The organism is Moorella sp. E308F, assembly GCF_006538365.1.
GTDB lineage: Bacteria > Bacillota > DSM-521 > Neomoorellales > Neomoorellaceae > Neomoorella.
The window spans coordinates 360,232-374,054 of record NZ_BJKN01000002.1 but is presented as its reverse complement, the minus strand read 5'-3'; the positions used below and the strand labels follow the sequence as shown (position 1 = coordinate 374,054).

At 44.8% G+C, this 13,823-nt stretch carries 8 protein-coding genes; all 8 read left to right on the top strand.

Going from position 1 to position 13,823, the window contains the following annotated elements:
* Positions 1-198 precede the first annotated feature (198 nt).
* The 8 genes from E308F_RS08210 (at position 199) to E308F_RS08175 (ending at position 13,819) form a co-directional block, all read left to right on the top strand.
* Complete coding sequence (locus E308F_RS08210) at positions 199-2,868, top strand: HsdM family class I SAM-dependent methyltransferase (protein ID WP_141264462.1); 2,670 nt, start codon at positions 199-201, stop codon at positions 2,866-2,868.
* Positions 2,858-3,382: a restriction endonuclease subunit S gene (locus tag E308F_RS08205; protein ID WP_141264461.1), complete on the top strand. Its 525-nt coding sequence runs from the start codon at positions 2,858-2,860 to the stop codon at positions 3,380-3,382. The genes E308F_RS08210 and E308F_RS08205 overlap by 11 nt, the downstream gene beginning before the upstream one ends.
* Positions 3,383-3,484: 102 nt before the next feature.
* Positions 3,485-4,141 (top strand): restriction endonuclease subunit S, encoded by a 657-nt coding sequence (locus tag E308F_RS08200; protein ID WP_172613881.1) that lies wholly within the window; start codon positions 3,485-3,487, stop codon positions 4,139-4,141.
* The gene (locus E308F_RS08195; protein WP_141264459.1) at positions 4,141-7,533 is read left to right on the top strand and encodes a type I restriction endonuclease subunit R; all 3,393 of its coding nucleotides are present in this window, start codon (positions 4,141-4,143) and stop codon (positions 7,531-7,533) included. Before E308F_RS08200 ends, E308F_RS08195 begins: the two co-directional genes overlap by 1 nt.
* A gap of 70 nt (positions 7,534-7,603) precedes the next feature.
* Positions 7,604-8,419, top strand: coding sequence for a M48 family metallopeptidase (locus tag E308F_RS08190; RefSeq protein ID WP_141264458.1), 816 nt, complete (start codon positions 7,604-7,606; stop codon positions 8,417-8,419).
* A 103-nt stretch (positions 8,420-8,522) separates the two neighbouring features.
* Positions 8,523-10,121, top strand: a complete 1,599-nt coding sequence (locus E308F_RS08185; protein WP_141305203.1) for a hypothetical protein — start codon at positions 8,523-8,525, stop codon at positions 10,119-10,121.
* Between the two features lie 387 nt (positions 10,122-10,508).
* Complete coding sequence (locus E308F_RS08180; protein ID WP_141264456.1) at positions 10,509-11,834, top strand: zinc chelation protein SecC; 1,326 nt, start codon at positions 10,509-10,511, stop codon at positions 11,832-11,834.
* 401 nt (positions 11,835-12,235) lie between these two features.
* Positions 12,236-13,819, top strand: coding sequence for a signal peptidase II (locus tag E308F_RS08175; protein WP_141264455.1), 1,584 nt, complete (start codon positions 12,236-12,238; stop codon positions 13,817-13,819).
* Positions 13,820-13,823: the final 4 nt, after the last annotated feature.

Here is a 13,823-nt window from a genome sequence, read left to right as displayed (position 1 = left end):
TTTTTGGCATTAAATGATAAGGGAGAAGTTAAAAAAAGAAATCAACGGTTAATTAACTGAACCGGCAAAGAGATCTAACTCTTGTTCACCGAATAAAATTGATTATTATCAAACAAGCTTTTAAAGATTTTGGGATGCTAAAAAGTTAAGCTTTACTAAAGAGAAATAAAGAAGCTAAGAAATATGAAGGTGTGCCTTATGCCTAAGCTAACATTACAACAATTAAACCGCCACTTGTATGCTGCAGCCGACATCCTGCGGGGTAAGATGGACGCCTCCCAGTACAAGGAATACATCTTCGGCATGCTCTTCTTAAAGCGGGCATCAGACGTTTTTGATGAGCAGTACGATGCCATTTACCAACGCCAGATCGAGCTCGGACGCAGCCCAGAAGAGGCAAAAAAACGGGCGGAAAACCCGAGCTTTTATTCGGGCCGTGCCTTCTGGGTTCCGGAGCGTGCCCGCTGGGAATATATCAAAAAAGAGCAGCATGGAGACGTGGCCAATGTTTTAAACAAGGCCCTTCAGAGTATTCAGGAGGCCAATCTCGATAAACTGGACGGAGTTTTAACGCACATCGATTTTACCAGGAAGGTAGGGCAATCCCGGATACCTGACCAGAGATTGCGAGATTTAATACGGCATTTTGATAAGTACCGGCTTCGCGACGAGGACTTTGAATTCCCCGACTTACTCGGGGCGGCCTATGAATTCCTGATTGGTCAGTTTGCCGAGTCTGCCGGGAAAAAGGGCGGAGAATTCTACACTCCCCGGGACGTGGTGCGGCTTATGGTACGCCTGGTCAAGCCCCAGGCGGACATGCGGGTATATGATCCTTGTGTGGGTTCCGGCGGTATGCTTATCCAGGCTCACCAATATGTAGAGGAAACCGGGGGAGATACCAGGAACCTTCGCCTTTATGGCCAGGAGAGCGATGGCGGGGTTTGGTCCATTTGCAAGATGAATATGCTCCTGCACGGCATCGAAGATGCTGATATTAGAAATGAAGATACACTTGCCCGTCCTTTGCATATTGAGGACGGGAAGCTGATGCGTTTTGACCGGATAATTACCAATCCGCCCTTTAGCCAGAACTACAGTAAGGAAGGGATTGATTTTCCGGAACGCTTTACTCACTGGTGCCCAGAAAAAGGCAAAAAGGCCGACTTGATGTTTGTCCAGCACATGCTGGCAGTGCTGCGCGCCGGCGGCATCGTGGCCACCGTAATGCCCCACGGGGTGTTGTTCCGGGGCGGCGTGGAAAAAGAAATCCGCAAGCATTTTATCGAACAGGACCAGTTGGAGGCGGTTATCGGGTTGCCCAATAATCTTTTTTTCGGCACCGGGATCCCCGCCTGTATTCTGGTTATGCGTTCTCCTGGCAGCAAGCCTCCCGAGCGGAAAGGAAAGGTCTTGTTTATCAATGCTGAAGCTGAGTACCAGGCAGGAAGGGCCCAGAACTACTTAAGACCAGAGCACATTGAGAAAATAGTGTCTACCTATGAAGCTTTTGCACCTGTTCCAGGCTATGCCGCGGTGGTGACAAGAGAAGAATTGGAGGCAAACGACTATAACTTGAATATCCGCCGTTATGCTGACAATACTCCACCGCCCGAACCCCAGGATGTCCGGGCCCACCTGCAGGGTGGGATACCCCGGTATGAAGTGGAAGCAAAGCGGGAATTGCTGGCCGCTCACGGTCTGGACCCGGCTGCTCTGCTGGTGGACAAAGATGAGCGATATTTTGATTTTGCACCATCTTTGGCCTCCAGGGAAGATATCCGCTCCCTCATTGAAAAAGATCCGGGTGTTGTGCGCCGGGAGCAAGAAATGCGTAGCGCATTGAAAGAGTGGTGGGAGAAACACTCGGCAGCAATGAGTCGTTTGGTTGCCGACCGTAACTTTTTTGCCTTGCGGAAGGAATGGCTGGACTCCTTTGCGGAAGCCATGCTCCCGGTAGGTATGCTTGACCGTTACAAAGTGGCAGGGGTGGTAGCCAGTTGGTGGGGTGAAATACAGTACGATCTAAAAACTCTGGCTGCCCAGGGTTTTGAGGGCCTGGTGGATAGCTGGTGCGAGAGCATCAGAAGTGCCCTGGAGGATGAAGAAGAGAGAAAGAATGGCTTTGACCCTTTGCAGCATAAACTGATCGTTCGCCTGCTTCCGGAATACCTGGATGAGATAAAGAATGCCGAGGCCCGCCTGGCCGAACTTCAAGCCCAGAAGGAGGCTTATGAAAGAGGTGAAGGCTTAGAAGGCTGGTCCGAGGATACCGGTGAAGAAGATGATGAGGAGAACGGAGATAACAAGAGAAACATCGCCAAGGAACTGGAAGACTATATCAAGGATCTGAAAGAAAACATCAAGAATCAACTGGCACGTATTAAGGAATTGAACCGGGGCCCGAACATCAGGTCCGGTGAATCTATCGCCGCTTTACAGAAAAAAGGCCAGGATGCCAGCCACCTCATCCGGGAAAGAGATGAATTGATGGCCGCTGTAGCACCGGTGGAAAGGGAAATAGAACGTCTTACCGCCATTCTTCAACCTTATCTTGACGTAAAAGAAGCATTAAAGGAGGCAAAACGACAGTTAAGGGATTTAAAGAATCAGTTAATCGAACGCATGGATCAGGCGCGTAAGAAGTTGACCCCAGAGGATTGTGAAAGATTGGTGCTGGATATAGCCAGGGAAGAATTAGAGCAGCAATTGGAACGCTATATTGCAGAACACCGGCGAGAAGTGATAGCGGTTTTCGAAAACTGGTGGGATAAGTACCGGGTTACACTGGGTGAAATCGAGCAGGAGCGGGACGCTGCGGCGGCAGAGCTGGCCGACTGGTTGCGGAGGTTGGGGTATGCTTTATAAACCCCAATTACCAAATGATTGGCAATACATTCGGATAGGCGATTGTTGCGATATATTAGATAACCAACGAATTCCAGTTAATAGTGAGGAACGTTGGAAACGACAAGGTACCATACCATATTATGGCGCCAACGGGCAACAAGGCTGGATTAATGATTACATCTTTGATGAAGAACTTGTTTTGATTGCCGAAGATGGTGGTTATTTTGACGAATATGAGACTCGCCCAATAGCTTATGTCATTAGCGGCAAGTCATGGGTTAATAATCATGCCCATGTTTTAAGAGCTAGAAAAGAAATTACAACTAATCAATGGGTTTTTTATAATTTGGTTCACAAAGATATCAGATTCTACATTAGAGGCGGTACTCGGTCAAAACTTAATCAAAACGAGTTAAGGGAAATTGAAATACCGTTATGTAACATTAGTGAGCAGGGCAAAATAATTAAGATCCTACAAAATATTGATAATGCAATAAGTAAAACTGAACAACTTATTGCCAAACTTAAGTAAATCAAAGCCGGGCTTCTCCACGACCTGTTAACCCGCGGATTGGATGAAAACGGGGAACTACGCGACCCGGTAGCTCATCCGGAGCAGTTTAAGGATTCGCCGTTGGGTAGAATACCGATAGGATGGGATTGTGTTACAATCCAAACAATAGCAGCCGACAGGCCCCATGCAATTGTAGATGGTCCATTTGGAAGTAATTTAAAATCCATACACTACAAAGAGCAAGGAGTTCCGGTAATTCAAAGTGGATTTGTAACTACTGGTAAATTTATAGCTAATTCTTATGTTTATGTTGACACTTCCTTATTCCTTGCCCAAAAGAGAAGTGCAGTGGAACCAGGGGATATCGTTATGGCAAAAATAGGAGCCCAATGCGGTTCTTGTGCTATTTTACCAAGTGACCATCCAATCGGGGTTTTAGCCGGAAATGCACTTAAGATTTCCGTGGATAACAATAAATGCCGTACTGCTTATTTAGATTTGCTACTTAAGTACTATTACGATACAGGCAAAATAAACCTTATTAAAACCGAAACTGCCCAGCCTGCTATCAGTTTAAAAAGTCTAAAAGCAATGTTGATTCCTGTTCCATCCACATTGGAAGAACAGGATAATATTGTATCCGTAATGAGTTCACTTGAAAATCAGATCAATACTGAAGAACGTTATCTCGGTAAACTTATAAAGCTTAAATCCGGCCTCATGCACGATCTTTTAACCGGAAAAGTAAGGGTACCCTTGGACGAGGAGGGGGAGTAATGGATCTATTTGATGTCGACCGTCTAACAGAGTACGAGCTGGTGGAGAAACCGTTCATTAATCAACTGGTGAAAATGGGCTGGGAACATCTTGAGGGAGATATCGACATTCCTTATTTGACCGAGCGTGAGAATTTCCACCAGGTTCTCCTGCTTCCTCGTTTGCGGGAAGCATTGCGCAGGATCAACCTGGATGATGAGGGTAATCCCTGGTTGGATGATGCGCGCATTGACACCATGATCCGCCGCCTGGAAAGCCTGGGGCCGTTGCAGCTTATGGAGGCCAATGAGCGAGTTACTGAACTGCTGCTCAAAGGGACCGAGGTAGAAGGTTTGCCGGATTGGGACGGTGGGCGGGGGCAGATTTGCCGCTATATTGATTTTCGCCACCCGGAGAAGAACGATTTTTTGGTCATTAACCAGTTCCGGGTTGACCCGCCCTGGGTGGTCGGCAATAAGGGCTTTATTGTTCCGGATCTGGTGCTCTTTGTCAACGGCATCCCCCTAGTGGTGGTGGAATGTAAGAATCCCGAGCGGCCCGATCCCATGAATGAGGCCATTGAACAACTTCTCAGATATTCCAACCAGCGCCAAAGAGGTGGGGAGCCCGAAGGGGCCGAGCGCCTATTTCACTATAACCAGCTTATGATTGCCACCTATCGTTATGAGGCTCGGGTAGGAGCCATTGGGGCGTCCCCGGAATTTTTTGCTCCCTGGAGAGATACCAGTCCGGTACCCCAGGATGAGGTGCGAGCTGAGCTGGGGGTCGATTCTTTGAACGCCCAGGAGTTATTGGTGGCGGGGATGCTACGGCCTACCCATTTATTGGATATTATACGGAATTTTATCGTATTCAAGAAAGAAGGACATCGAACGACCAAGCTCGTCTGCCGTTACCAGCAATTTAGAGCGGTACATAAGGCTATCCAGCGATTGCTGACCGGCCAGACAAGGAACCGACACGGGACAAAGGACCAGCGTGGTGGTATCGTTTGGCATTATCAGGGCTCGGGCAAGAGCTTGACTATGGTTTTTCTGGTGCGCAAGCTACGGACCTACCAAGAGCTAAGGAACTTTAAGGTGGTGATAGTCACCGACCGCACCGATCTGGAGGAACAACTGGAAAAGACGGCGGCCCTTACCGGGGAAACTATCTATAAGGCTAACAATATTAAGGAACTTTTTAGCTTACTAAGAAGAAACAGTCCAGATCTGGTTTTTGGTATGATTCAAAAAATGCAGGTACTTGATGAGGATGCGGAAATTATTGAGTTTAATCCCCAAAAGTTTTTGGAACAGGAGCGGGCTGCCCTGAAGGCGCAGGAAGAACGTGAGGCCACAGTTTTTGCTGAGGCGGTCGGCGAGGTCATAGCCGAAGCGGAACAAGAACCGCAAGGTAAGACCATGAAGCTACGGCTGCCTACTAAAAAAATGGAAGTGCTCAATGCCTCTGAAGAAATCGTGGTTATAGTGGACGAAGCTCACCGCTCACATAGCAATGTCCTGCATCAAAACCTAATAGCGGCCTTACCTAACGCCGCCCTGATTGGTTTTACCGGTACCCCGATTCTAATGGGAGACAGGCCAAAAACCGAGGAAATTTTCGGCTCCTTTATTGATAAGTATCCCATGAAAGATGCAGAGGCGGACGGGGTGATCGTTCCTGTCAAGTATGAAGGCCGCACAACAAAAGGGGCCGTAGACAGCCCCAGCACCCTCGACCAGCTTTTTGAAGACCTATTCAGTGATCGTACACCAGAGGAGATCGAGGCCATCAAGAAGAAATATGCCACCACCACGGCGGTTATGGAATCTGAAAAGCTTATCCGGGCCAAAGCAGCCAACATGCTCCGCCACTATGTGGATCAGGTCCTACCCAACGGGTTCAAGGCTCAGGTGGTGGCTTCGAGTCGTCTTGCCGTGGCTAGATATTATGACGCCTTTCAGGATGCCCACCGGGAATTGTTGAAGGAATTGGCCGCCTTTCAGGATTCTTACCTGGAACTTACCGACGAGCAAATTCAAAAGTACGACAGAGATACCCAGTTCCTTATCCGCGCCAAACGACACGAGGAAACAATTAGGCGGCTGGAATTTGCCGGCGTGTTCTCCCCCAAACAGAATCAGCCTTCTGATTGGGATAAATTTACTGACAAACAAAAACAGCAGGCCAACATCATACGTTTTAAGAAACCCTTGGTTCACCCAGATCCCGCAGTCCAGGATGGCTTGGCTTTCCTCATCGTCAAAGATATGCTCATCACAGGTTTTGATGCACCCAATGAGCAGGTTCTGTATCTGGACCGCTTTATGCAAGGGCATCAACTTCTCCAGGCCATAGCCCGGGTTAACCGAACCTTTGGCGGTAAAAAATGCGGGTATGTGGTGGATTATTGTGGGATCGGTACCCATCTGAAGGAGGCTCTGGATGTATACAGCGGGGAAGATGTGGAAGGAGTGCTCCCCAAAATTGAGGACGAATTGCCCCTTCTAACTGAACGGCACCGCCTGGTCTTAGATGTCTTCCATAGCAGGGGTATCTCTGATATCAGGGACATCGATGCCTGTGTGGATTTGTTGAGTGATCTGAAGATACGGGCGGAATTTATTCAAAGGTTTAAGAGCTTTCTGGAGAGCATGGACCTGTTTGTGTACCGGCCCGAGGGGCAACCTTACATGAACGACATGAAAATTCTGGCCTTCATCAACCAGGCTGCGGCCAACGTTTATCGTGACCGTATCTTAAACCTGGTGGGGTGCAGCGACAAAGTAAGAAGCCTTCTTGATCGGTATCTGGTTTCCAGGGGTATCGACCCTAAAATACCGCCGATATCAGTTACTGATGAAGACTTTCCGAAGGTAGTGGGTGAGAAAAAGACAAGCAAGGCCCGGGCCTCAACTATGGTCCATGCTTTGCGCCAATATATCAGGGAGCATGAGGATGATGACCCGGTTTATTACCAGAAACTTAGCGAGCACCTGGAGAATATCTTACACAAGTTTGCTGAACATTGGGATGAACTTGAGCAGTATATGAAAGACCTGGTAAATCGGGTCCGGGCCGGGCGGCCCGACGATGGTACCGGTCTCGATCCCCGGACGGAAAAGCCGTTCCTGGGCGTTTTGGAGAAAGAGGGCTTCGGCGGTGTTGATCTTGGCCAGGAAAAGCGTTTGCAGTTGGCCAGGCATGTACGAACTATGTTAGATACTATCCGGGAACACATCAGCTATACCGATTTCTGGAGAGCTCCTGCGCTACAAAACAATCTGCGCCGCTGGTTGATTGAGTATCTTGATGAGAATGACGTGGTCCCGTACGATTGCCTGGAAAAGACGGTTGATGCCCTGCTGGCCCAGGCACGAAAACGCCACTCCCTTCTGGTAAAGCGATAAGACATCTTAAAGCTGATCGGGTGAGAATTAATTTCGAAAGAAATACTACGGAAATTACGGGAGGTTCAATATGGAGCTTCAGGGACTGGGGGATAAAGTATTACAGTTGAATGATTTGGTATTTGAAATACAACGCAGCCAGCGCAAAAGCCTGGCCCTAGTTGTGGAGAGGGACGGCAGGTTGACAGTCAAAGCTCCAGTCGAATGTCCGGACAAAGATATTTACAGGTTCGTGGAAAAGAAGAACCTCTGGTTGTATTTAAAGCTGAAGGAAAAGGAAAGGTTGGTCCGGAAAAAAGCCACGGCGAAGGAATTCGTACCTGGAGAAGGTTTTCTTTTTCTGGGCCAAAGTTATCGTTTACGCCTGGTAAACCCCGGGGAGAATGACCGGCAGAGGGAATCCCGAGGTGTTCGTTTTGGCCAGGAGACGGCCCAGGACTTTAAACATGGTGTTGGCGGTAACGCAAATAAGCAAAAAAAACTGCCTCCTCTTGTATTACGAGGGGGCTGGTTTGAGCTTCTGGCCAGCGAAGTGGATCGCGGCCGGGATCATTTCATCAACTGGTACAAATGCAAGGGCCTGGAGTGGATAGATAAGGACCTTGAGTATTATTCGCGGCGTATCGGGGTTGATAAGCCTACAGTTAAAATTCGAGAGTTGGGCTATCGCTGGGGTTCCTGCAGTCGCAAGGGGGTCATTAATCTTAACTGGCGCATCTTCATGGCTCCTCCTGCTGTCGTCCGTTATGTGCTGGTTCACGAATTAGTTCATTTGTTGGAGCCACGCCATAACCAAGCCTTTTGGGAGCGGGTAGAGATGGCTATGCCAGATTACCGCGAACACAAGCAATGGCTAGATGAAAATGGGGCAAGTTTAGATATTTAGTTGTTTGAGTATAGGATTCTTATATATTATGCAGGAAAACATTTAGCGGCAAAGTATTAGGGTTCAATAAAAGAAGGGACGACTATTTGTGGTTAATAGCATATTGAAATACGTGAAGATCTATGCAACTTTTAGTGATTTATTTGGTAGAAAGTTTGATAAACAGGAACTTATTAGCTTTATCAAGTCCCTTCCCTTGGGGGGGTTACTAAACATTTTGTCCCAGATAACGTCTTTACCCCTTAATGATAATCGGATTAGAGAACATTTCATTTCGTTTATTGAATCAATAGATGAAAATAATCACGTTGCCATAAGAGATCGTCTACAAAACCGTATGTTATATAGTCACCAGGGCTTATTAACTGTCTGGAAATGGTTACTAGCTTATGGTGACAAAAATAAATTAGGAAGTGGGGTTGAGATAAGAAGGGGCATAAATATTCTAATTTATTTATGCCTGATTGTTTCCGACTATTTATACGAAAGCGACGGTAACCCTGTTAATATTGAATATGAAATGTTAAGAAATGCTGCTTTTAATTCGCAGCAGGATATGTATTCTTCTATTGGAAGGGCTGCATATGTGTATATAGAATTGGCGCAGAATAAGCTTTTATTTAACGAGAAGGAGTACGTTGATTTCAATACGGAATTTAATAAGCATTATGGCTGCACGTTAGAAGAGTATCTTGCAGCGGTATGTGCTTTGTTTGCGCTATTTATGAATAAAGATTATGAGATTCGTCCCGTTTGGAGTAAGAACTTAGAAGAAGTTTTTTCCAAGACTGCTTTATCCAAAGATATCATTAAACCCCTTCTAGTTGAGTTTGATGATGCTAGCGAATGGGCAAGGCAGACTTTAGACTCCCCCTGGAATTTTTTATTATTCAAAGACAAGCCTCTCCTTCTTATTGATAAGAAGATTTTTTTGCCTATCATGGTTAAGTTTGTTCAGGAGCAAGTTTTTATTGGTCTCTTTCATAAAATCGCTTATTGCTACCAAGATAATCGGTTCTTAAGATTTATTGGGAGACCGTTTGAAATTTATCTTAGATTATTAATGCAGGAGGCTGTTAAGCAATCGCCCATTCCATACGAAGTTGTGCCAGAATTTCGATACGGTAAAGGGGGAGGCAAAAGGTCTCCTGAGATTATGTTGAAGTTAGGAGACAATCTACTTGTCGTTGAGGGAAAAGCCAGAAGAATGAAATTAAGCTCGCTAGTTGATGGGGACCCCACTTCAGTTGATAAAGATATGTCGAAGATGGTAATCGAGCCCATCAGACAGATGCATTCTCGTTTATTAGAACTATTTCAGCTGCCAGGTATACCCATTAACCTATCTAATGTAAAGAATATATATTTAATGGGCGTGACCCTGGAGAACTTTCCCACACTGCTTCCTTTTGAAAATAAAATACAGCAAACGATTAATCAATACTTCGAGTTACCAATCGATGCATATTTCCATGTAGATATTGAGGAATTTGAATTGCTATGCTATCTAATTAGTCGTAAGAACGGTCGCCCTATTTTCCGCATTTTAGAAAATAAAGCGAAGCTGTATCCTAACATAACTTTCAAAAACTTTCTCCACATTAGTTCCTTGCCTATGCGCAGACCAGACTTTATTAATTGTAAAAGCCAGCAATTACTTAATAAAATTTTAAGGATAATATTCCCGGATACTAATGTTTGACGACTAATGCATAATTATAGCAAAAAATTAAACCACTATAAGATCAATTCGTCTAGCAATTTGTTAAAATCTGATAGGCTCATTAAGAATGTAACATTATATTAACCAACCTCAATAATGTCCAAAACGAACGTTAGCTGCTAGTAGCCGCAGCAAGTTTCAGTATCAGAGCCGTCTCTGTTACCTCCGGCTCTGCTGTTCCAGTGTGGAAACGTATGCCCCCCCTTACTCCGCGGCCCTATGAGCCGCTTCTGGAGAGGGCGGGATAGGGTTCTATATATTTTAAGCTGAACCAGCCTAACAAAAAGCTCAAGGGTTAGGCCGAGTAGGTTTTTTGTCTCTTTATACTTTAACTAGGATTATGGGTTTTCAGGGTAGAGCAAAATTGTGGTTGGTGATGTTATGTCAGGCAAAAAAATTAAGGATAATTATTCTTTTAAAGAAATGGAATTTAATTTACAAGGATTTAAAAGCTTGAAGGCAATATACAAGTTGGCATACTTTTTTGGTTTTAAGAATGAAAGCATCAAAAAGAGTTTTGAAGAACTACAAGAGATAGACAAAAAATTTAAACAACTACAGGAAATACCAGATAAATTTAACCAATATTTTGCTCAACGTGGATGGATTGCATATGAATCTATGAACTTTGATATTATGGCTGAAGCAGTAAAATTTGCTGAAGAAGGTAAAATGGACAAAGCTGAAGAGGTTTTGATTAACTATTATGATAATAAAGAAAACCTCCTTTTTATGATTTCTAGACTAAAAGGTATAGAAGAATTTCAACCTAGAATAAGACTTATTCATAAAGCATTAGATGACTATATTGCGGGCAGATATCATGCATGTATACCGGTTGTGCTTATGATGATTGATGGTTTTGTTAACGACATTGAGCAAAAAGGATTTTTTGCAACTGGCATTGATTTAAATGTTTGGGATTCGATAGCAGCCCATGATAGCGGCTTAAATACATTGACTAAAATTCTAGGAGAATCAAGAAAAAAGACAAGCACTGATGAAATATATCTTCCATATAGGCATGGCATCTTGCATGGGCGTGATTTAGGATATGACAACAAAATAATTGCTCTTAAAACATGGGCAACTTTATTTGCACTCGGTGATTGGGCAAGAGCTGTTAAAAGTGGGAAAAAAGGGATAAATAAAGAATTTAAAGCACCTACTATTAAAGAATCAATTCAATCAATCAAAGATTCTTTAGAACAATATAACCAGATACAGAATGAGAAAAAACTAATTGAACAATGGGAACCGCGAACACTTAATGTTAATGCTGATTTCCCGGAAAAAGGGCAGGTCTCCGATTACCAAGAGGGGAGCCCGGAGAAAACATTAGTAGAATATTTTGAGTATCTTTTTAAAGGTAATTATGGCAAAATGGCACTTTTAACTACAAAGCTTTTTCCCTCAGATGATTCTATAAAAAAACTAGCAGGAGAAATAAGAAAGATTTTTCAGGGAAAAAGATTGATTGACTTTAAATTTATATCGGTAGAAGATAGAGCACCTGCGATTACAGAAATAAAGGTCAAATTGACATTTGAAAAGAAAAATACAGATAAAGTTACTATTGAGCATTCTTTTAGGTTAATCTATGTAGATAATAACTGTAAGCCATTAACTAGGAATTCCAATCGTGGAGCGTGGAGAATTATGTTGAACTTTAATGATATCGAATTTATTTAACATTTAACTATGAATTTTATAGTAACCATAAAATAATTAACCTATTATCGGCAAGTAAGGCGTTGTCCCCGATTTCGTAGAATTTAAAGGTAGTGGCCACTTGCCCCTGGGTAATATAACAGGGGTGGGAAAAACATTAAGAGGCTAAAAATATTTCCAAACGATTAACAGCACAAACTGCCATGTTGATGGAGGTGATAAGCCAAAGTAGTTTACAGGGGACTCGGGTGACTATTTGCAGGCGATGCAGAAAAAAGAAGGAAGAACAAATATCTTGTCGAAGAATCTATCAGCGGAGCGAAACAGCAAGCCGGGTTAAAGGCTGCAGCCCGGCGGTAGGCTGCGGCCATCACCCTGACTTGCTGTAAAAATATCTAAAGCAAAATTGTGAGAAGTACGAGATGCAAAACAATGTAAAACCCATGCATCATCTATTTCTGGGATTAGGAATTATTCTCTGCGATCAGATAATCAAATTGACGGCCAGATATATGATTCCCCAGCCAATAACCATTTTGGAAGGCATAAGCTTCGGGCCAGCAGTTAATCCCTTTTGCCCCTTTGGCCCCTCTTTCGCAGGCCGAATTTTACTTTTCGCAATAATAATTGTCTGTGTATTCTACCTTGCAAGGTATAATCCACCCCATAAAGATTTCAGATTATACTTGGGGACGGGGCTGGCTGCCGGCGGCGCCATTAGCAACGGCCTATCCTGGCTGATACAGGGATACGTCGTAGATTACATACTACTGCCTAATCTTGGGGTTGCCGCCAATTTAGCAGATATTGCTTTATTTACCGGTATTGTCTTTATTTGTTTCGGCATAGCACGGGAAGTCCGTTCCTGGCTGGAAGAAAAGCAATATTCCATCTCCAGAATACTTCGCGACAAGAAAGGGGCCGTTTTACCGTTAACCCTTATTGTCATAGTTATACTGTCATTCCTTATCACAGCTATTTATTCTCTGGTCCTAACTAACTACAAAAATGCAACCTATTGGGATAACAAAACCAAAGCCCTTTACCTGGCCGAGTCGGGGATTAATGATGCCCTCTATCACCTTATCGAAAAAGGCGAACAGCCGGCACAGATCAACAGCGACCCTGCGGTAATGGGCAGCGACGCTTCTTACAGCGTCCAGCTCATTCCCGCAGGAAGCGACAAGTTAAAAATAACATCTACGGGCACGTACCGGGGTGTCAAAAATACGGCAAGCCTGATGGTCTACTATGTGGGTGAGACTTTGTTCCCCCAGGCTATAGTGGACTTGAGCGCCCAACCCGAGGAAGATGGCTATTATGAAGGTTACCAGTATCCAGCGATAACATTCAATCTACCCGCTGTCCCACCGGCCCTGAACCCGGAAACGTTAAACCCCGGGCAGGGTGTGGGGCCCGGCGACCACTGTTTTACCAGCTTTGAGTTGCAAAACAACAAAAGCACCACTATCACCGGCCCAGCGAACATATATGTGACCGGAGATTTCCAGCTCGACAATAATGCCGGCCTTACAGTCAACGGCCAGGTCACATTTTACATCTCAAGAGACCTGCATCTGGAAAACAACAGCAGCTTAAACCTTTTGGGGATGACAACGTGGTATATCGGCAACGATGCCTCATTCCAAAACGGCGTTACTTTAACCCAAATGCAACCGGCAGTCTTTTACATTAAAGGCGATTTAGACGCGGGCAATAACTGTCGTCTGGGAACCATACCGGCGGCCAACCTGCTCTTTTATCTGACGACCGACAAAAGCCATGACGTGGATGTAAACAACAATGCCGCCATTAAAGCCGGCCTGTTTAATGCGACTGGCCAGGTTAATATTGGCAATAACGCCACAATAAATGGTGGTGTAGTAGGCCAGCAGGTAAGTTTAAAAAACCATGCAGCTATTAACTATGATGAAAGCTTGAAGAACGTCGGTGGCGGGAGCAATGGCACCTGGAAAATCCAGGCCGGTTCTTGGGCGGGGGAATAATTAT